At 59.6% G+C, this 20,267-nt stretch carries 14 protein-coding genes; 6 read left to right on the top strand and 8 right to left on the bottom strand.

The window, feature by feature from the left end; genetic code table 11:
- Positions 1-2: 2 nt before the first annotated feature.
- Positions 3-1,556 carry a PLP-dependent aminotransferase family protein gene (locus AD669_RS26975; RefSeq protein WP_053125163.1) on the bottom strand — a complete coding sequence of 518 codons (1,554 nt, stop codon included), beginning with the start codon at positions 1,554-1,556 and terminating at the stop codon, positions 3-5.
- Positions 1,557-1,648: 92 nt separating this feature from the next.
- Between AD669_RS26975 and AD669_RS26980 the strand changes: the two genes are divergently transcribed.
- From AD669_RS26980 to AD669_RS26990, 3 genes are read left to right on the top strand one after another with little or no spacing between them, the layout of a single operon-like run.
- The gene (locus tag AD669_RS26980) at positions 1,649-2,272 is read left to right on the top strand and encodes an FMN-binding negative transcriptional regulator (RefSeq protein ID WP_053125165.1); all 624 of its coding nucleotides are present in this window, start codon (positions 1,649-1,651) and stop codon (positions 2,270-2,272) included.
- 10 nt (positions 2,273-2,282) lie between these two features.
- Positions 2,283-2,729: a GNAT family N-acetyltransferase gene (locus AD669_RS26985; RefSeq protein ID WP_008078822.1), complete on the top strand. Its 447-nt coding sequence runs from the start codon at positions 2,283-2,285 to the stop codon at positions 2,727-2,729.
- Positions 2,730-2,741: 12 nt separating this feature from the next.
- Entirely contained in the window at positions 2,742-3,413 is a 672-nt protein-coding gene (locus AD669_RS26990; protein ID WP_053125167.1) for a GNAT family N-acetyltransferase, read from the top strand.
- Positions 3,414-3,496: 83 nt separating this feature from the next.
- On the opposite strand, the gene AD669_RS26995 is transcribed toward AD669_RS26990, so the two are convergent.
- Positions 3,497-3,775: a helix-turn-helix domain-containing protein gene (locus AD669_RS26995; protein ID WP_053125169.1), complete on the bottom strand. Its 279-nt coding sequence runs from the start codon at positions 3,773-3,775 to the stop codon at positions 3,497-3,499.
- The gene (locus AD669_RS27000; protein ID WP_053125170.1) at positions 3,772-5,124 is read right to left on the bottom strand and encodes a type II toxin-antitoxin system HipA family toxin; all 1,353 of its coding nucleotides are present in this window, start codon (positions 5,122-5,124) and stop codon (positions 3,772-3,774) included. Before AD669_RS27000 ends, AD669_RS26995 begins: the two co-directional genes overlap by 4 nt.
- A 228-nt stretch (positions 5,125-5,352) precedes the next feature.
- Between AD669_RS27000 and AD669_RS27005 the strand changes: the two genes are divergently transcribed.
- Together AD669_RS27005 and AD669_RS28640 are read left to right on the top strand one after the other, a co-directional pair.
- The gene (locus tag AD669_RS27005) at positions 5,353-8,310 is read left to right on the top strand and encodes an autotransporter domain-containing protein (protein ID WP_053125172.1); all 2,958 of its coding nucleotides are present in this window, start codon (positions 5,353-5,355) and stop codon (positions 8,308-8,310) included.
- A 198-nt stretch (positions 8,311-8,508) separates the two neighbouring features.
- Positions 8,509-10,992, top strand: coding sequence for an autotransporter outer membrane beta-barrel domain-containing protein (locus AD669_RS28640; RefSeq protein ID WP_172680172.1), 2,484 nt, complete (start codon positions 8,509-8,511; stop codon positions 10,990-10,992).
- Between the two features lie 494 nt (positions 10,993-11,486).
- Here AD669_RS28640 and oadA read toward each other — a convergent pair whose 3' ends face one another.
- Together oadA and AD669_RS27020 are read right to left on the bottom strand one after the other, a co-directional pair.
- Positions 11,487-13,295 carry a sodium-extruding oxaloacetate decarboxylase subunit alpha gene (gene oadA / locus AD669_RS27015; protein ID WP_053125174.1) on the bottom strand — a complete coding sequence of 603 codons (1,809 nt, stop codon included), beginning with the start codon at positions 13,293-13,295 and terminating at the stop codon, positions 11,487-11,489.
- A gap of 101 nt (positions 13,296-13,396) precedes the next feature.
- Complete coding sequence (locus AD669_RS27020) at positions 13,397-14,812, bottom strand: acetyl-CoA carboxylase biotin carboxylase subunit (protein WP_053125176.1); 1,416 nt, start codon at positions 14,810-14,812, stop codon at positions 13,397-13,399.
- A 190-nt stretch (positions 14,813-15,002) separates the two neighbouring features.
- On the opposite strand from AD669_RS27020, the gene AD669_RS27025 reads away from it, so the two are divergent.
- Entirely contained in the window at positions 15,003-15,965 is a 963-nt protein-coding gene (locus AD669_RS27025) for a LysR family transcriptional regulator (RefSeq protein ID WP_053125179.1), read from the top strand.
- Here AD669_RS27025 and AD669_RS28355 read toward each other — a convergent pair.
- From AD669_RS28355 to AD669_RS27040, 3 genes are all read right to left on the bottom strand, one after another.
- On the bottom strand, positions 15,907-16,110 hold the full coding sequence (locus AD669_RS28355; RefSeq protein ID WP_082341506.1) for a PA3496 family putative envelope integrity protein: 204 nt from the start codon (positions 16,108-16,110) through the stop codon (positions 15,907-15,909). The two genes, AD669_RS27025 and AD669_RS28355, sit on opposite strands and share 59 nt — an antisense overlap.
- 153 nt (positions 16,111-16,263) lie before the next feature.
- Complete coding sequence (hexR, locus tag AD669_RS27035; RefSeq protein WP_053125183.1) at positions 16,264-17,130, bottom strand: transcriptional regulator HexR; 867 nt, start codon at positions 17,128-17,130, stop codon at positions 16,264-16,266.
- A gap of 127 nt (positions 17,131-17,257) precedes the next feature.
- Positions 17,258-20,128: a GGDEF domain-containing phosphodiesterase gene (locus AD669_RS27040; RefSeq protein ID WP_053125185.1), complete on the bottom strand. Its 2,871-nt coding sequence runs from the start codon at positions 20,126-20,128 to the stop codon at positions 17,258-17,260.
- Between the last annotated feature and the right edge of the window lie 139 nt (positions 20,129-20,267).

Here is a 20,267-nt window from a genome sequence, read left to right on the forward strand (position 1 = left end):
TTTCAGTCGCGCCAGGCTTTCTTCAATCGCCCGAGCGCAGCGCTGATCGCTGCCTCGGGCACGGCGGCAAAACCCAGCACCAGGCCGGCGCGTTGATCCGCCGGCAAGGTTGAATCCGGCAGCCAATAACTGCTTAAACCGTTGATCTCGACATCGGCGCTGGCGGCCAGACCGATCAACTGTTGCTCGCGGGCCAGTGTGTCCACGGGAATGGTCAAATGCAGACCGGCCGCCACACTCGGCAGGCTGCCGACGCCGGGAATATCACTCGGCCAACCGGCCAACAAGGTGTTGCGCCGGCTCAATGCTGCACGGCGCATCCGCCGAATGTGTCGCTGAAAATGCCCGGCCGCCATGAACTCGGCCATCACCGCTTGGGTGCTCACTTCCGAGTGGCGCACGTCCACCGCGCGGCGCTGGGAAAAGGCGTCCACCAGCGCTGGCGGCAACACCAGATAACCCAGGCGCAGCGCCGGGAATGCGACTTTGCCGAAGGTGCCGACGTACAACACGCGGCCCTGCCGATCGAGCGCCGCCAATGGCGCCAGCGGTGCGCCGGTGTAACGGTACTCGCCGTCGTAATCGTCCTCGACGATCCAGCCTTGCGTGCGCTCGGCCCACGCCAGCAATTCCAGACGTCGCGCCAGACTCATCACCACGCCGGTCGGGTATTGATGAGACGGCGTCACGTAGGCGACGCGACAATCCGTTGCCGCTGCCAACGCCGCGCAATCAATGCCCTCCTCGTCCACCGCAATACCGCGCAATCGCGCACCCGCAACGGCGAACGCGTGACCAGCGGCGCGATACCCCGGATTTTCAATTCCAACCCCATCGCCCGGCTCCACCAGCAACTGTGCACAAAGGCTAATGCCCTGCTGCGCGCCACTGGTGATCACAATTTGCTCAGCGCTGCACTGCATGCCGCGCGAACTGCGCAGATAGGCGGCGATCATCGCGCGCAAACGCGCATCACCGGCCGGGTCGCCGTAACACAGCTGCTGCAAATCCGGCTTGCGCCAGAAAGCCGCGTTCAGCTTGGCCCAGACCTCAAAAGGGAACAGATCGAAGGCCGGCACACCGACGCGAAAAGCACGCGGTGGACCACTCGGCGGCTTGGCCAAATGGTTGTTTTCGATGCGTGAAAAACTATCGCTGTGGATAACTTTACTGGATGGAATCACAGGTAAATCCAGCCAATTTGTGGATAAGTCTGTGGATAAGCCTGTTGAAAACCCTGTGGATACTTTTGTGGATAGTTTTTTCGCTGAGGGCGGTGGTGCCGACAATTGCGCGACGTAAGTGCCGTCTCCGACCCGCCCTTCGATAAACCCTTCGGCATACAACTGATCGTAGGCGCGCACCACGCTGTTACGCGAAATCGCCAACGCCGCCGCCAGATCGCGACTGGCCGGCAGCCGCGTGCCACTGGCCAAGCGGCCATCGAGTACGCGCAGACGCAATGCCTGATAGAGCTGGCGGCTCAGGCCCTGCCGGCGATCAAGCTCGATACCGGCGGGATTGAAGGGCATGGACAGCGTTAACGAATCAGGCATGGTAATGGACCTATGAAATTGGTCATCAATGGCTCTTACAACGGACCAATAGCCTGCCTAGGATGCAGGCATTCGCCAAGGAAAATCTGTCCATGTACACGCCGCGCGCCTTTGCCATCGAAGAACTGTCCCAACTGCACGAACTGATCCTCGCCACCCGCCTCGCCATTCTGGTGACTCATGGCGAAAACGGCCTGCAAGCCAGCCATGTGCCGGTACTGCTGCATTGTGAACAAGGCGAGTACGGCACGCTGTACGGGCACCTGGCCCGCGCCAATCCACAATGGAAAGACCTGCGCGACGGCGCCGAAGCCATGCTGATTTTTGCCGGCCCCGACGCCTACGTCAGCCCGGGCTTTTACCCAAGCAAGGCCGAGCACGGCAAAGTCGTGCCGACCTGGAACTACATCGCCGTGCACGCCTATGGCCACGCCGAAACCTTCAGCGATGGCGGACGCCTGCTCGACATCGTCAGCACCCTCACCGACCGTCATGAAGCCGGCCGCGCCCAGCCATGGTCCGTCGCCGATGCGCCCGCTGACTACATCGACGGCATGCTCAAGGCGATTGTCGGTTTTGCCATTCCCATCGACCGTCTCGAGGGCAAGCGCAAGCTCAGTCAGAACCGCAGCGCCGAAGACATTGCCGGCGTGCGCGCAGGCCTGGCCGCCAGCCCCGAAGTCAACGATCAAACCCTCGCCCAATTGATGCGCTAAGGAAATCACCATGAGTCAGATCGACATTCGCCAGGTCAGCGCCGCCGACCGCGCCGCGTGGCTGCCGTTGTGGCAGGCCTACCTGCGCTTCTACAACACCGAACTGCCGGACGCCGTCACCGACAGCACATGGCAGCGTTTCCTCGATCCGAGCGAACCGACCCACGCAGCGTTGGCCTGGGCCGATGGCAAAGCGGTGGGCATGGTGCATTACATCTATCATCGCTCGAACTGGAGCATCGAAAATTCCTGCTACCTGCAGGATTTGCTGGTGACCGAGGAAACACGCGGCACCGGCGTCGGCCGCCTGCTGATCGAACACGTTTACGCCACCGCCAAGGCTGACGGTTGCTGCAAAGTGCACTGGCTGACCCACGAATCCAACGCCACCGCGATCCAGCTCTACGAGCGCATCGCCGAGCGCCCGGGCTTCATCCAGTTTCGCAAAGCCATTTAAGGAGAGGCACCCATGATCATTTCACCGGCTGACTGGAAAGGCGTCCCCGCCCCTACCGCCACATTGCTTGAAGGGCGTTTTATTCGCCTCGAACGCCTCGACCCGGCGCGCCATGGCGAACAACTGTTCGCCGCCCTCGAAGGCCCCGGCGCCGACCCGAAACTCTGGGATTATTTGCCCTACGGCCCGTTCCCGGAACGCAGCGTTTTCGACGCCTGGCTGAACAACCATGCCGCCGCCAGCGACCCGTATTTCTTCGCGGTCATCGACCGTGCGAACAACCAGGTGCAAGGCATCCTCAGCCTGATGTCGATCGTCCCGGCGCAGGGCCGCATCGAGATCGGCCACGTCACCTTCGGCGCGCCAATGCAGCGCTCGCCGAAAAGCACCGAGGCGGTATACCTGCTGGCCAAACATTCCTTCGACCTCGGCTACCGCCGCCTCGAATGGAAATGCAACAACGGCAACGCCCGCTCCAAATACGCCGCCGAACGCCTGGGCTTCAGCTTCGAGGGCGTGTTCCGCCAGCACATGGTGGTCAAAGGCCAGAACCGCGACACCGCGTGGTACTCGATTGTGGATTCGGAATGGCCGGCGATTGGCGCCGGGTTCGAGCGTTGGTTGAGCGATGAAAACCAGACGCCGGATGGACAGCTGAAAGGCTTGGTTGAGTGCCGTAGCTGAGGCACAAAGCAAAAGATCGCAGCCTGCGGCAGCTCCTACATTGATCCGTGTAGGAGCTGCCGCAGGCTGCGATCTTTTGATCTTTAAACCACGTCCCTACGGATGCGCACCACGCCCATTTTCAAACCAAACGGACGAAACACAGCATTCAACGACTTCAATGTCTGATTGCCCTCGCCGTGCTCGATATGCACCAACGTACGAACCGAGATTTTGCACATCTTCGCAAACTGGGCTTGATGCAGACCGGTCACTTCCACGCGCAAACGGCGAACGGCTTCGCTGATTTCCATTGTCCCTTGGGCCATTGCCTCTTGAATGCTTTCGATGAGCACCGTGCGCTCCGCAACCGTCATGCTCATTTCAAATCCCACTCTTTCAAGCGTTGCTCCAGATTTTTCAGGTGGATGCCAGGATGGTTCATCGTTCTGTCCGGTAAACCGCTGGCTGTCAAAATGTCGGGGAGCGCGGCAAGGCGTTGTGCATCTTCGCGCAAGCGTTCGAAAGGAGCCAAAGCATCCGATAACCCTGCCAAAGGGTCATTCGGATCAGCGATATCAGCCAATGCGCGGCAAACGCCCCGCCAATCGACATCTCCCGCCCTCTCCAGATCTTTCGGCCATTTGGTTGTCCGGGTCACACCCTCGTCATCCATAACCATGGGGGCCAAGTCATAGATCGGCGCCAGACGAAACGAGTTTTCCTGCCGGATGATCGCGGTGTTGCGACCATGGTTATCCGAGTTGCCAAGGATTTTGTTGATCAGATCCCGACGTAAGTAGTCCGACACAAGCGCCGGGATCTGGGTGGCCTGCCCCGCTTTGCGCCAAAGCCCGGCAAGCATGCGGATCACGTCCAGATGGTTCATCGCACTTCCCGGCGTTGTCACCTCGGCCAGCGAGTAAATCGACTCGACAGCAAAACGCCTTACCTCACCGTTCGATACTTCGCGATCAAAGCGATGCATCCACAAACTTGGCTTATTAGCTTCTTCCAATGCCAAGCCTTCTGCCGCGACCGTATCGATGCCGAGTGTCTGAAGCGCCTTGTAGTAATGGAATTCACTTCGAAGGATGTCTTGATCGGTTTGACCGCCTCTGTTTCTGGCAAATTTCACGAACCAATGCTGCTTGGCATCTTCGTCGGCCAACACTGCGTCGGGGAACAAGAGCCCTTCCCTGTTCTCGGTCAACAATAGCTTCGGTGCTTCACCACCCGCCCCGGTAGCGCCACCAATCGCCGCGCCAAGTTCGTAGGCGTACTCAAGAAAACGGCTGTCACGGTGGATGACATCCTCACGCTTGAATCCGATTGGCTGACGCTCATCGACAGCCTCGGCCGACTCTTTTATCCGCATGTTACCGATGGGGGCAGGCGTACTCCGACCCAGCAGATATAAATCGGCACTGATGTCCGCTGGCTTGTCTTGTCCAAGACGTGCAAGCAGAAACCGCTTTGCCGCTCCTGCGGGGGCAATGTCGTGTACAAATGCAGGAGTTTTCGAACGCCGGCCTTCCCAATCCAACGGGTACAGCGCACTCACGGCTTTGGAAAATGGTGAATTTATAGCTTCAATGTTGTCGGCCAGGTACGGAGTTTCGTAGCCAAAACTACAGCGACTTTCGAAGCCTTTTTCAGGGTCATCGAAACTCAAAACCATGGCGTCTTGCCATTTTCCGGCCGTGAAAATCTGTAATGTCAGGTTGTACATGCGTTTCCACCTGCATTTAAATGCACTTCAACAAAGATCATTTCGACAATAGATGCAATATAGTGCATTTCATGAAGATAAAGAGCGCTTAAATCTGCAACAAAATGCAGATTTGTCTCAATCAACTGAGTCAGATTGCAAAACAATGCAGATCACCCACCGACATCATTCTGTAAAAACCCTTCGCTATACAGGACGGCCCGCTTATAACAAAAAGGCCTTCCACCCATGTCCCTCCCGCCGCAGCGTCTCTCCCTCGCCATCACTTTGCTGATTTCCGCCACGGCGGCCCACGGCAAAACCATTCAGATCGACACCGCCACCACCGCCGCGCAAACCTTGGGCGGGAATGACACGTTGACGATTTCAGCGCCGGGCAGCATCACCAATAGCGGCAAGACCGTCAGCCTGAAAGACAAGACCAGCGGCACCGGTGTGGTGATCGATAACGCCGGCAAAATCGTTTCCACCGGTGGCCGCGCGATTGATAGCAGTGGCGACGAAAGTAAGGCGCGCGACTACGCGATCTATAACCGCAGCGGCGGGCAGATTCTTGGTGCCAACGACGCTGTGCGCATCGACAGCAACTTCGTCAGCGGCAGTCTGTTGATCGACAACAGTGGCGTGATTCGCTCTAGCACCGGCCAAGGTCTGGATCTCGATGCGCTGCGCAGCGACGGGGTGAAAACCACCATCATCAATCGCGCGGGCGGGCTGATTCGCAGCGACGCCAGCGACGGCATGAAGACCGGCGCCAACGCCACGATCACTAACTACGGCGAGATTTCTACCGGCGATTCGCACAACGCCGACGAGAAGTTCGACGGCATCGATATCGACTCGGCCAGCGGCGTCAGCGTGACCAACTACGGAGTGATTTCCGGTGGTCGTCACGGCATCACCACCGACCTCGGCGCGACGTTGGTTAACTATGGACAGATCACCGGGCGCAACGGCTCCGGGTTCGGTTCCGACGGTGACGGCACGGTGATCAACCACGGCACCATCACTGGCGCCTACTCCGGTTTGCAAGCGAACGGTGACGGCGACGGCGTGGACATCGACAACATCGCCCACATCGAAAACTACGGCACCATTCAAGGCGTCGGCGCGGGCGGCGTGGACAAGGGTGGTTTCGCCAATGGCAGCGAGGGGATTGCGCTGGGTGGCGGTTATATTCTCAACGCAAAAAACGCACTGATCAGCGGCGCCGACAGCGCGATTCTGGTCGACGACGGCAGCGGCAATTCAGGGCTGGCAGCGACCACGCTGGAGAACTTCGGCACCATTCAGGGCCTCAACGGTTTCGGCGTGAAATTCGTCGGCGAGTTCGATGACAACGTGGTCAACGGCGGCACCATCAGCGGCAGCAATGGCCTGGCGCTGGATCTCGGTGGCGGCAACGACAGCCTGACCTTGCGCAACGGCAGCCGCTTTGGCGGCGTGGTCCATGGCGGCAGCGGTGATGACCAAGTGGTGATGGACGACGCCGCGGGCGGCAGCTTCGGCGACAGTCGCAACTTCGAATGGCTGGAAGTCAAACAAGGCGCGTGGACGCTGACCGGCAACGGCGATTTCAGCGACGGTGGCGCGGTGCGCAATGGCGCGACGTTGATCAACCAGGGCAGCATCGCTGGCGACCTGACCGTCGATGCGGGCGGCGTGTATGCCGGCGGCGGCTCGGTGGGCAGCCTCGACGTCAACGGTACCTTGCGCACCGACACCAGCCTCGGTCGCACAACCGTCGTGCATGATTTGAATATGGGCAGCGGCTCGACCCTCGCCTACGGCGTTAACGCCGACGGCAGCAGCGCCCCGGTGCAAGTCGGCGGCACCGCCAACCTTAACGGCGCGACGCTGGCGGTTAATCCGGTCCCCGGCACGTATCCGTGGCAAAGCCAGTACACCGTGTTGCAGGCCGGGCAAGTCAACGGCACCTTCGGCAGCGTCACCAGCGACTACGCGTTCCTCACGCCGACCCTCGCCTACACGCCGACGCAGGTTGATCTGAGTTACAACCGCAACGACGTCGCGTTCAACGAGTTCGCCAGCACCGACAACGGCCGCAACGCCGCCAACAGCATCGCTTCGATGGGCAGCAACAACGCGCTGTACAACGCGCTGCTGAATACCTCGCAAAGCACGGCGGGCGCCGCAATCGAACAACTGGCCGGTTCAAGCAATGCCAACCTGACCAGCGCCACCCTCGCCGCCAGCAGTCAGGTCGGCAACAGCATGCTCTCGGCGATGCAACAAATCGGCGGCAGCCCGGGCCTGGCCGTTGGCCTCGATCAGCGCGATACACCGGTGCTGGCGGCGAACGGCGTGCCTTCCGAGGCGCGCAATCTGAATGACCCGAACGCCCGTGGCCGTCTGTGGCTGCAAGGCATCGGCGGCTACGGCAAGCTCGACGGCGAACATGGCAGCAGCGGTCTGGAACAACGCACCAAGGGCAGCGTGCTCGGCGCCGACTGGTCGTTGAACTCGGCGTGGCGCGTGGGTGTGCTCGGCGGTTATTCGAAAACCGATCTCGACGCCAGCGGTGTCGACGGCAACGTCGAGAGCTGGCACGCCGGCGTTTATGCGCTGCATCAGAATGGCCCGATTTCAGTGCGTCTCGGCGCGGCGTACAGCGGCCATCAGGGGGACAGTAAACGCACCGTCGCCTTCAACGGTTTCAGCGATCGCCCGAAAGGCGATTACGACGCCGACAGTCAGCAAGCCTTCGCCGAACTCGGCTACGCCATGGGCAGCGGTCGACTCAACGCCGAACCCTTCGCCAGCCTCGGCTACCAGCGCTACCACCGCGATAGCTATCAGGAAAAGGGTGGTGCCGCCGCGCTGCAAGTCGACAGCGAAACCCAGGACAACTTCAGCAGCACCTTCGGCTTGCGTCTGGCCCACCTGAATACGTTGGATAACGGTATGAGCCTGACGCCGCGCATGACGGCTGGTTGGAAGCATACCTATGGCGATGTGAGCAATTCGACGCGTCAGGCTTTCGTCACCGGTGGCACCGCGTTCAGTGTCGATGGCAGCTCGCTGGATCGTGACAGCCTGGTGCTGGAAGCGGGTCTGGATGTCGGCATCTCGGCGCGGCATACGCTGGGTGTCGGGTACAGCGGCGAGATCGGCAGCAACAGCCGCAATCACGGGCTGATCGGGCAATGGCAGATGAGTTTCTGAGAGTGCCAGCGGGTTACATCTGTAAACATTGTAGGAAAACACGTCGGTATGGCTGGGTAAAACCGGCCGTTTCCTCAGCCTCGGCGATTTTCCACAGAGGAAACTGAAGGAAGCCGCAAGCCTGTGGGAAGCAGCTGACATCGGCCCCACAGGCCTTCAACTTAGAGTTTGGTCTCCAGTCAAAAGAGGCCTTACTTGATGCCCGTTCAACACTTTTACCAACCGAAAAAATTGGCGCTGGCCATCACCCTCGCGGTGAGCTGCGCTCAATTCACACAGGCCGAAGAAGTGCCTGCAAACGTGCCAACCGCTGGCGCGCTGACGGCGCTACTCGACACCTTCATCAACGACCCCGATACCGTTAAAACACCGATCGACAAGAAGGGTTATGCCGAGCCTTTTGGTGAGCGCAGTGATCTGCTCATCGTCACCGGTAAAGGCAGCTTTGCAGGCCCGGTGAATGGCGCCGGCGGTGTGAATGTCCTGCAACTTGATGCGGCCAAGGGTTCGCTGGGTGACACGCGGAACTTCCATGGCCTTGAGGTCAAACAAGGTGTCTGGACTCGAGTCAAAAATACGCCCTCGGACTTCACCGCAGGAGTTGTGGTGCGCCCTGAAGCTACCTTCACCAATGAAGGTGCGATTGCTGGACATGCCGTGGTCGAAGGCACGCTGATCAATAAAGGCGGGATCGAGGAAGGCGCTTTTGTAGCGGCCGGCGGTAACCTCAACAACCGAGGAATCATTGGCGGCGCCGTCCACATCTATGAAAAGGGTCAATTCGCCGGTGAAGGCGCAACTGGCACATTGAATGTTCATGGACTGCTGAAGGTTAATCAGGCGCTCGGCGCACCTTCCGTGAATGGCGATTTGAACCTGAAGCCCAGTGCGACGTTGGCTTACGAGGTTAAAGCGAAAGGAGTTAGCAAGACCATCGTGGTCGCCGGGACGGCCGATCTGGGGAATTCGACGTTGCAACTCACAACGGCGGGCGACTACCCGAAAAGCAGTCAGCACACGGTTCTGACAGCGGGAAAAGTCGTTGGGGAATTTGGCCGTATTGAAAACGATCTGGCGTTCATGACACCAACGCTGAAATACGACGAGAAACAGGTCGGGCTGACGTTTAGCCGAAATGCAGAGAAGGTTGAAAACGCCGCCTCATCGGAAAATTCTGGCGAAATTGGTAAACAAATCGATCAGATGCTTGATGCTTCCACCACTCCGGTCGCGCCGCCAGAAGTAGTGCCGGTGGTGGCTGAGACGACGGGAGCGCAGGTGGAAACGCCAGTAATCGAAACGGCGATTTCGGAGTCTTCTGCTCCAGCGATAGCGACGGTTTCTGAGGTGGTTACGGAGCCAGCGGACACTGCTGTTTCGGTTGTTTCTGGTGAGGCCGCCGCTTCAATCGGAAATGTCGTCTCCGCCGAGGCGGTTACTTCGGCTGTAACGGCTGATCCCGTTGATACTTCCCCGACAGCTGAAACACCTGTTGCCGTTGCGGTTACCATGCCAGCTGAAAATGCGGCCTCTGTCCTGGCTTCCGCGTCGGCCGCGACTCAAGCTGTTCCTGCGGCGACTGCAACGACTGCAACGACTGCAACGACTGCACCAACTGCACCAACTGCAAGCGTCGTCCCGGCCAGTGTTTCTGCACCGATCGCACCTGCGAACCGAGCCCTCGTCGCCCTGCTCGGCAGCAACAGAACCACCGCTGCTTTGGCGCTCGATCAACTCGCTGCCGGCAGCAACGCCAACCTTGCCAAAGCCACACTCAGCGCCGTTTCACCGGTCAGCGACAGCATGCTGTCGGCCATGCGCCAATTAGACGGTGACTCGACTTCGAGCAGCGCCAGTAACGGCAACGGTCGAGTCTGGGTTCAGGCATTGGGCAATGGCGGAAAAATCGATCGCGACACCGACAGCACCCTGAAACACTCCACCCAAGGTCTCGTCGCAGGTGCTGACTGGCGTCTCGATGAGCAATGGCATGTCGGGATCATCGGCGGTAACTCGCAGACCAAACTCGATGCGCGCCATGCCGATGGCGATCTCGACAGCTGGCATGTCGGTGCCTACGCGGTGCGTCAGGACGGCCCGCTGGCACTGCGCCTTGGCGCCACCTATGCCAGTCACGACGGCAGCAGCAAACGTCGGGTCGCGTTCAACGGTTTTAGCGATCGCCTCAAAGGCAGCTACGACGCGAGCACCCAGCAAGCCTTTGCCGAACTGGGTTACGACTTCGGCCAAGGCGATTTCACGCTTGAGCCCTTCGCCAATCTCGGTTACCAGCGCTACCAGCGTGACAGTTACAGCGAAAAAGGTGGCGACGCGGCGTTGAAGGTTCACGGTCAGTCGCAGAAAAACCTGAGCAGCACCTTTGGTCTACGCGTGGCAAAAACCAACAACCTCGACAACGGCATGCAACTGACGCCACGTCTGAGTGCGGGTTGGAAACATACCTACGGCGAACTCGACATGCACACGCGCCAGCAGTTGCTGAACGGCGGGATCGGCTTTGAAATCGCTGGGGCGCAACTGGATCGCAACAGTTTGTCGCTGGATGCCGGCCTCGATCTGGCGCTATCAGCCAGTCACACGTTGGGCATGGGCGTCACCGGCGACATCGCCTCCGACAGCCGCAACACCGGCTTGATGGGCCAATGGCGCATGGCGTTCTAACGACCTGATGGGCTGTTGTGGGGGCGGGCTTGCCAGCGAAGAGGGAATGTCAGCCAGTTTTTGCTGCAACTGACACACCGCTTTCGCGAGCAAGCTCTGCTCCTACAAGGTTCTGCGCCACCCGCAAATCCCCCTGTAGGAGCTGCCGCAGGCTGCGATCTTTTGATCTTGCCCTTAAAAAACAACATCAAAAGATCGCAGCCTCCCACAGGGTTCTGCGCCACCCACAAATCCCCTGTAGGAGCTGCCGCAGGCTGCGATCTTTTGATCTTGCCCTTAAAAAACAACATCAAAAGATCGCAGCCTCCCACAGGGTTCTGCGCCACCCACAAATCCCCTGTAGGAGCTGCCGCAGGCTGCGATCTTTTGATCTTGCCCTTAAACAACAAAATCAAAAGATCGCAGCCTGCGGCAGCTCCTACAGAGAAAAAAAGCAAAAAAAAGGGGAGCACATGCCCCCCCGAGGTTTAAAGCGTTGGATCGCGGCGGTTATCTCAGCCTTCGATCTCGATCAGGATTTCGCCCGGATTGACCCGATCACCCTTGACCACATGAATCGCGGTGACCTTGCCGGCAATCGCTGCCTGGACTTCGGTTTCCATCTTCATCGCTTCGGTGATCAGCACAGCCTGGCCAGCCTTGACGGTGTCGCCTTCCTTGACCAGCACATCGACGATGTTGCCCGGCATGGTGGTGCTGACGTGGCCCGGTGCCGAAGCTTGCTTGCGCTTGCTGCTGCCACCGCCGACGAATTCGTTGAGCGGTTCGAACACCACTTCTTCCGGCATGCCGTCGATGGACAGGTAGAAGTGACGTTTGCCTTCGGCCTTCACACCGACACCGGTGATGTCGACGCGGTAGGTTTCGCCGTGGACGTCGATGACGAACTCGGTCGGTACGCCTTCGCCGCCCGCTTTTGTCACACCGCCCGCTTCAGGAATCGGCAGCAGCACTTCCGGGGTCAGGGTGCCGGCGGCACGCTCTTCGAGGAACTTGCGGCCGATGTCCGGGAACATGGCGAAGGTCAGCACGTCTTCTTCCGACTTGGCCAGTGCACCGATATCGGCACGCAGCTTGGTCATTTCCGGCTTGAGCAGATCGGCCGGACGCACGTCGATGACTTCTTCGCTGCCGATCGCCTGACGACGCAGCTTCTCGTTGACCACGCCCGGCGCCTTGCCATAGCCGCCTTGCAAGTAGAGCTTCACTTCGTTGGTGATGGTCTTGTAGCGCTCGCCGGCCAGCACGTTGAAAAACGCTTGGGTGCCGACGATCTGCGAGGTCGGGGTCACCAGCGGCGGAAAGCCGAGGTCTTCACGCACACGCGGGATTTCCGCGAGGACTTCGCCCATGCGGTTGAGGGCGCCCTGCTCTTTCAACTGGTTCGCGAGGTTGGAGATCATCCCGCCCGGCACCTGGTTGACTTGCACGCGGGTGTCGACGGCGGTGAATTCGCTTTCAAACTGGTGGTACTTCTTGCGCACGGCGTAGAAGTACAGACCGATCTCTTGCAGCAGTTCGAGGTTCAGGCCGGTGTCGAACTCGGTGCCCTTGAGCGCAGCGACCATCGACTCGGTGCCCGGGTGGCTGGTGCCCGAAGCGAAGCTGGAGATCGCGGTGTCGATGTGGTCGGCGCCGTTTTCGATTGCCTTGAGCTGGCACATGGTCGCCAGACCGGCCGTGTCGTGCGAGTGGATGAACACCGGCAGCGACTGCTCGGCTTTCAGTGCGCGAACCAGTTCGCCTGTGGCGTACGGGGTCAGCAGACCGGCCATGTCCTTGATCGCCACCGAGTCGCAACCCATGGCTTCCATCTGCTTGGCCTGGGTGACGAACGCGTCGATGGTGTGCACCGGGCTGGTGGTGTAAGCGATGGTGCCTTGGGCATGTTTGCCGGCCGCTTTCACCGCTTCGATGGCCACGCGCAGGTTACGCACGTCGTTCATCGCGTCGAAGATGCGGAACACGTCGATGCCATTGACGGCAGCTTTGGCGACGAAGGCTTTGACCACGTCGTCGCTGTAGTGACGGTAGCCCAACAGGTTCTGGCCGCGCAGGAGCATTTGCAGGCGCGTGTTAGGCAGTGCCGCGCGCAGTTGGCGCAGACGCTCCCACGGGTCTTCTTTCAGAAAGCGGACGCAGGCGTCGAACGTCGCGCCGCCCCAGCACTCCAGCGACCAGTAGCCGACTTTGTCGAGCTTGTCGCAGATCGGCAGCATGTCTTCGGTGCGCATGCGGGTGGCGAGCAGCGATTGGTGAGCGTCGCGCAGGATGGTGTCGGTAACGAAGATCTTCTTAGTCATTGGTATCTCCTCATAGCGGCAAGCTTCAAGCTAAAAGCTGCAAGAAAAAGCCAATCTGCTTTTACTTGCCGCTTGCAGCTAAAAGCTCGCAGCTGTTTCATTCATAGGCCTGCGTGGGCGGCGATGGCGGCGGCGATGGCCAGGGCCAGCTCTTCGGGTTTGCGCTTGATCGAGTAGTTGGTCAGTTCAGGGTGGCTTTCAACGAAGCTGGTATTGAACTGGCCGCTACGGAATTCCGGGTTGCGCAGGATTTCCTGGTAGTACGCGGCGGTGGTCTTCACGCCTTGCAGACGCATGTCGTCCAGCGCACGCAGGCCACGATCCATCGCCTCTTCCCAGGTCAGTGCCCAGACCACCAGTTTCAGGCACATCGAGTCGTAGAACGGCGGGATGGTGTAGCCGGTGTAGATCGCTGTGTCGGTGCGCACGCCCGGGCCACCGGGGGCGTAGTAACGGGTGATCTTGCCGAAGCTCGGCAGAAAGTTGTTTTTCGGGTCTTCGGCGTTGATACGGAACTGCAACGCGAAACCACGGTGCTGAATGTCTTCCTGCTTCACCGACAGCGGCAGGCCGGAAGCGATGCGAATCTGTTCGCGGACGATGTCGATCCCGGTGATTTCTTCGGTGATGGTGTGTTCCACCTGCACCCGGGTGTTCATCTCCATGAAGTACACCTCGCCCTCGGCGAGCAGGAACTCCACGGTGCCGGCGTTCTCGTAACCCACTGCCTTGGCCGCACGCACCGACAGGTCGCCGATGTAGGCGCGCTGCTCCGGGGTCAGTTGCGGGCTCGGGGCGATTTCGATGAGCTTCTGGTTGCGACGCTGGATCGAGCAGTCACGCTCGAACAGGTGCACGACGTTACCGAAGCTGTCGCCGAGGATCTGCGCTTCGATGTGCTTGGGATTGACGATGCATTTTTCCAGGAACACTTCGGCAGAACCGAACGCCTTGGTCGCTTCGGAAATCACCCGAGGGAAATTCTGTTCGAGTTCTTCACGGCTGTTGCAGCGACGGATACCACGGCCGCCACCACCGGAGGTGGCCTTGAGCATCACCGGATAACCGATGCGGTCGCCCTCGACCAAAGCTTCTTCGATGTCGGCGACGTTGCCTTCAGTGCCCGGCGTGACCGGTACGCCGGCCTTGATCATGCTGCGGCGCGCTTCGGTCTTGTCGCCCATGCGGCGAATGACTTCTGCCGACGGGCCAATGAACTTGATCCCGCGTTCGGCACAGATATCAGCCAGTTCGGCGTTTTCCGAGAGGAAACCGTAGCCGGGATGCAGGGCATCGCAACCAGTTTCCACGGCGAGGTTCACCAGTTTGCGCGGGTTGAGATAACCGGCGAGTGGCTCGGCACCGATGCTGTGGGCCTCGTCCGCACGCTTCACATGCAGCGCATGGCGGTCGGCGTCGGAAAAAATCGCTACCGAGCGAATGCCCATTTCGGCGCAGGCTCGCACGATTCGTACGGCAATCTCACCACGGTTGGCGATCAGGATCTTTGTTATCACTTGGAGGTTCCCTTGAGCCGGTGGCACCACGACCTGCTAGACCCAGGTCGACGCGTGACCAAATGTTTCAATTTAGTCGCAGATCCACACTAGCGCTCATAAGGGATTAACAAAAATGAATAATAATTGGGTTAGCCATAAGTAAAGACTTATAGTTCGAACATCTATCCGCGTGCCGAGCCCGAATAAAATGCGTAAGTCCTTGATGCGTATGACATTGCGTCAGCTGCAGATCTTCAACGAGGTGTGTGATTTACGCTCTTATAGCCGCGCCGCGGATGAAATGTCGCTCACCCAACCGGCGGTCAGCTTGCAAATAAAGCAGCTGGAAGAGCTGATCGGCCAGCCATTATTCGATTATGTCGGCAAAAAACTCTACATGACCGAAGCCGCTGAAGCCCTTCAGCGCGCCAGCCGGGACATTTTCGGGCGTCTGGAAAATCTCGATATGCAGCTGTCGGACATGCAGGGTTCGCTGCAGGGTCAGCTGAAACTGGCGGTGGAATCCAGCGCCAAATATTTCGTCCCGCACCTGTTTGCCGCGTTCAAACGCCAGCACCCGGAAGTGAATCTGCAACTGACCGTGGTCAACCGTGGCCAGGTCATTCGCAGGCTGTCGGACAACCGTGACGATCTGGTGATCATGTCGATGGTGCCGCAGGACATGGGCCTGGAATTTTTGCCATTCCTCAACAACCCGATTGTTGCCGTGGCGCGCCCGGATCACCCGTTGGCGCACATGGGCCCGCTGCGTTTACAGGATCTGGAGCCTTACACGCTGCTGATCCGCGAGCCCGGCTCGGGTACGCGACTGGCGTGCGAAGAGTATTTCAAAGAGAAGCGCGTGCACTTCACTCAGACTCAGGAAGTGGCGTCGGCCGAAGCGCAGCGTGAATGTGTGCAAGCGGGTCTGGGCCTGGCGCTGTTGACGCGCCACGCCCTGAACCTGGAGCTGGCGACTGGCGGGCTCGTCGAGCTGCCGGTCGAGGAATTGCCGCTGCTGCGTAGCTGGTGCCTGGTGCAAGCGAAAGCCAAACGCTTGTCACCGGTGGCGCACGCCTTCCTGGCGTTTATCCGCAGCGAACGCGTGCAGATCAGCGCGCTGGTTGAGCGCTTCGACGGGAAGCTACGGGTGCCGCCTGCCAGTGAGTGATGTCGGGAAAGTCGCCGATTTCGGCTTGAAGCTGACGGAGTTCGAAGCGATCTTCGATAGCGCGGCGAAATTCCATGCGGCGCTGGTCTTCCTGCTGACGACGGGTTTTCGCGGCGCTGTTGCGTTCTTCGTAGGGCTGAGCCATTTCGAGTCTCCCAAGGCGATGACGGGAGTTTCACAATAGGCGTGGGGGATGACGGTTTGATGAAAGTTGCCGACTACAAAGCAAAAGATCGCAGCCTTCGGCAGCTCCTACATTGACCGTGTAGGAGCTGCCGAAGGCTGCGATCTTTTGATCTTAATCATCCAGAGCTTTGGCTGCCTTGGGCGACAAACGCAAACTACGCAAACTGCGCTTCACGCTCTTGAGGTGGTTAACCAGGCTCGGCCCACGCGCCATGGCCACGCCCATCGCCAACACATCAATCACCACCAAGTGCGCGATACGCGAGGTCAGCGGCGTATAGATCTCAGTGTCTTCATGCACATCGATCGCCAGATTCACCGTCGACAACTCGGCCAACGGCGTCTGGCTCGGGCACAAGGTAATCAACGACGCCCCGCTCTCACGCACCAGATTGGCGGTGATCAGCAAATCCTTGGAGCGCCCGGACTGGGAAATACAGATCGCCACATCGGTCGGCTTCAACGTCACCGCCGACATCGCCTGCATGTGCGGATCGGAATACGCCGCTGCGGTCAGCAACAACCGGAAGAACTTGTGCTGCGCATCCGCGGCCACTGCGCCCGACGCGCCAAAACCATAGAACTCGACGCGCTGCGCCTGCGACATCAGCGTCACCGCGCGCTGCAACTCAATCGGATCGAGCTTCTCGCGAACCTCCATCAACGTGTGCAACGTGGTGTCGAAAATCTTCAGGCTGTAATCGGCAACCGAGTCGTCTTCATGGATGGCGAACTGACCGAAGCTGGCACCGGCCGCAAGGCTCTGCGCTAACTTCAGTTTGAGATCCTGAAAACCGGAGCAACCGATGGCGCGACAGAAGCGCACGATGGTCGGCTCACTGATGCCGACGTTGTGGGCCAGGTCGGCCATGGAACTGTGCATCACGGCCGCAGGGTCAAGCAGCACGTGGTCGGCGACCTTGAGCTCCGACTTGCGTAACAGGTGACGTGACTGGGCGATGTGTTGCAGCAGATTCAAGGGGCTGGACTCTTCTTATGGGCAAGGATGTAGCACGCTTGTAGTTATACTACATGAATTGGCTTTTTGCCTGCTCAATGCGTAACTCCATGTCCCCATATCAGGCGCGATGGGGTGCATGTAGCCCTTAAAGCGGTTTTTCCTGTTCACGCAAAAGCCCGGCCAGACCGGCGGCCTCCACCGGACGACTGATCAGATAGCCCTGCACCTCATCGCAACGTTCGGCGCGTAAAAATTCCAGCTGATCCTGCCGTTCAACGCCCTCGGCGACCACTTTCAGCGACAGCCCGTGGGCCATAGCGATGATCGCACGGGTAATCGCCGCATCCTCACTGCCCTCGCCCAATCCGCGTATGAACGCCTGATCGATCTTCACGTAATCCACCGGAATACGCTTGAGATAACTCAATGACGAATAGCCTGTGCCGAAGTCGTCAATGGCCAGTTTCACGCCCAGATCGCGCAGCTGCTGGAAGGTCGCGATGATGTGTTCGACGCTGTCGAGCAACTGGCTTTCGGTCAGTTCCAGTTCGAGGTAGTGCGGCGCCAGACCGGTTTCCTCCAGCACCTGACGCACCAGACTGACCAGTTTGCCCTGACGCAATTGATGCACCGAGAGGTTCACCGAAACGCGGATCGGCTCCAGCCCTTGCCGCTGCCATTCGCACGCCTGCCAGCATGCCTGACGCAAGACGAATTCGCCGATCGGGCCGATCAATCCGGTTTCTTCGGCCAGCCCGATAAAATCCCCCGGCGGCACCCGGCCCATGGTCGGGTGATCCCAGCGCACCAGCGCTTCCGCCGCGTTCAAGCGCCCCGATTCGAGGCACAGCTTCGGCTGGTAAAACACTTTGAGCTGCTTGTCCTCGATGGCTTTGCGCAACTGGTTTTCCAGCTGCAAGCGCTCGAGGGTGCTGGCCTGCAGGCTCTCGGTGTAGAACTGGAAGTTGTTGCCGCCGAGGTGTTTGGCGTGTTGCATCGCCATGTTCGATTGACTGACCAGCGCAGCAATTTCCCGCGCGTTGTCCGGCAGCATGCTGATGCCCATCGAGGCGCTGACCACCAATTCATGCCCTTCAACCGTCAGCGGCAAACGCAGCTTGGCCGACAATCGCGTAGCGACCCGTGCCAGACTCGACAGGTTGCCGTAAGCATCGAACAGCACCGCAAATTCATCGCCGGACAAACGCGCAATGGTGTCGGCCTCCGGTAACGCGTTGACCAGCCGCCGCGCCATCTTCTGCAACAACTGGTCAGCGACTTCATGGCCGAGACTGTCGTTGAGCAATTTGAAGCGATCCAGATTGATGTGCAGCAACGCCAGACTGCGCCGACCCTGACGTGAACGCTGATGCGCTTCGTGCAGACGTTCACGGAAGAGCGAGCGATTGGCCAACCCGGTGAGTTCGTCGTAATGGGTCAGGTAACGCATGCGCTCTTCGGATTCGCGTCGCGCGGAGAGATCGGCGAAGAAGCCGACGATATGGCTGACATTACCGCGACTGTCGCGCACCGCATTCAATTGCAGCCACTGCGGATACAGCTCGCCGTTCTTGCGCGTCTCGACCAACTCACCCTGCCAACTGCCGTGCTGCTCCAGCGCGTGACGGATCGCCACGTAATGGCGGCGCGCATCGCGGCTGCACGGCAGTTCGACGACGTTGCGCCCGAGCATGTCGTCGATGTCGTAACCGGTGACACGACTGAACGCCTGATTGATCGCGATCAGCGCGTAGTTCGGGTCGAGAATGACGATGCCTTCGCTGGCCGCTTCAAAAACCGTCGCCGCCAGGCGTTGCTGTTCTTCGAGGCTTTTACTGACGCTGATGTCGCGGCGGGTGCCGACCATGCGGATTACGCGTCCGCTGTCACTGCGCTCCACCGCGCGGCCACGGTCTTCGATCCACACCCAATGACCGTCGCCGTGACGCACGCGGTACTCAATCTGATAATCCTCGGTGCGGCCCTTTAAATGCTCGGTCAGCGCGAGTTTGAGGTTGGGCACGTCTTCGGGGTGCAATCGCGGTTTGAGATCGCGCAGCAGCGCCGTGACGTATTCCGGGGCGAGGCCGAACAATTCCTGAATCTGCGTGTGATGGACTTCGTCGGTTTGCAGGTTCCAGTCCCATAGCCCCAGCTCACTGGCCTTCAACGCCAGCGCCAGCCGCGCTTCGCTTTTGCTCAGGGCCTGATTGGCGGCGTCCAGTTCGCGGCTGCGCTGGGCAACACGATCTTCAAGGGCAGCCTGGGCTTCGCGCAACTTGCCCTCGGCACAACGCCGGTGGTCGATCTCCTTGGCCAGTTCCTGATTGAGTTGCTCGCTACGGGATTGGGTCTGTTGCAGGTGTTCAATGAGGTGCTGATTCTGAAAGCGCCGCAGCAAGCCGCGATCGATCAGCCGATTGACCTGCCACGCCACCACACTCAGCGAGCCGAGCAAGATCAACCCGAGCCAGCCCCAACCGCGCGCCTGCTCGTCGCCGCCCCAAAACAGATAGCCGATCGCTGGCAACAGACACGGCAAGGTGAAGGACAAAAATGCGGGCAGACTCACCGCGTACGCGACACTGGCCGACAATGTCGCGGCGCCAATCAGGCCGAACACCCAGGCTTGCTGCATGAAGTTATCGGCGGGCACCAGAGCGATGCCGGCGCCGGCGAGCGTCAGGCCGGTCATCGTTGAGCCGAGCAGGAACATTCGCCGCCAGATCGGCTGCGCCTGTCGATTGGGAATGGCGGAATCGAACGCGGCCACTTGGATCACCCGCAGGGCAACCAGCGACAGCAACCACACCAGCCAAATACTGACCACGAAGTAGCGCTGCGGGCTCCAGAGCAAACCGGCGCAGACCAGACCATTAATCAACATGAACAGCGTGGGCAATAAAGAACCCTGATACAGCAGGCGCGTGCGCTCGACCGCCATCTCGGTGGCGTAGTGCTTGCGGATAACCCGGGGTTCCACAGAGGGGCCCGACAGTTCGGAGCTGAGGGTCATGGGCAACGTTCTTGTTCTTATAAGGAGGGCGTGCGCCCGAAACGTGGACGGAGCATACACAAGCCGATCAACTTGCCAAACCACGCCAGATCATAATTTGCGCAAAACTTTTCCCCCCTCAGGCACCGTTGAAACCCGC

This window comes from Pseudomonas sp. P1.31, from assembly GCF_001269815.1.
In the GTDB taxonomy this organism is placed as follows: Bacteria; Pseudomonadota; Gammaproteobacteria; order Pseudomonadales; family Pseudomonadaceae; genus Aquipseudomonas; species Aquipseudomonas rustica.

Excerpts from the sequence above, each read along its gene's own strand:
- AD669_RS26975 (WP_053125163.1), bottom strand. The coding sequence starts at position 1,556 with ATGCCTGATTCGTTAACGCTGTCCATGCCCTTCAATCCCGCCGGTATC.
- AD669_RS28355 (WP_082341506.1), bottom strand. The coding sequence starts at position 16,110 with ATGGCTCAGCCCTACGAAGAACGCAACAGCGCCGCGAAAACCCGTCGT.
- AD669_RS27000 (WP_053125170.1), bottom strand. The coding sequence starts at position 5,124 with ATGTACAACCTGACATTACAGATTTTCACGGCCGGAAAATGGCAAGAC.
- oadA (WP_053125174.1), bottom strand. The coding sequence starts at position 13,295 with ATGACTAAGAAGATCTTCGTTACCGACACCATCCTGCGCGACGCTCAC.
- AD669_RS26990 (WP_053125167.1), top strand. The coding sequence starts at position 2,742 with ATGATCATTTCACCGGCTGACTGGAAAGGCGTCCCCGCCCCTACCGCC.
- AD669_RS27005 (WP_053125172.1), top strand. The coding sequence starts at position 5,353 with ATGTCCCTCCCGCCGCAGCGTCTCTCCCTCGCCATCACTTTGCTGATT.
- AD669_RS26995 (WP_053125169.1), bottom strand. The coding sequence starts at position 3,775 with ATGAGCATGACGGTTGCGGAGCGCACGGTGCTCATCGAAAGCATTCAA.
- AD669_RS26980 (WP_053125165.1), top strand. The coding sequence starts at position 1,649 with ATGTACACGCCGCGCGCCTTTGCCATCGAAGAACTGTCCCAACTGCAC.
- AD669_RS27025 (WP_053125179.1), top strand. The coding sequence starts at position 15,003 with ATGCGTAAGTCCTTGATGCGTATGACATTGCGTCAGCTGCAGATCTTC.
- AD669_RS28640 (WP_172680172.1), top strand. The coding sequence starts at position 8,509 with ATGCCCGTTCAACACTTTTACCAACCGAAAAAATTGGCGCTGGCCATC.
- AD669_RS26985 (WP_008078822.1), top strand. The coding sequence starts at position 2,283 with ATGAGTCAGATCGACATTCGCCAGGTCAGCGCCGCCGACCGCGCCGCG.
- AD669_RS27040 (WP_053125185.1), bottom strand. The coding sequence starts at position 20,128 with ATGACCCTCAGCTCCGAACTGTCGGGCCCCTCTGTGGAACCCCGGGTT.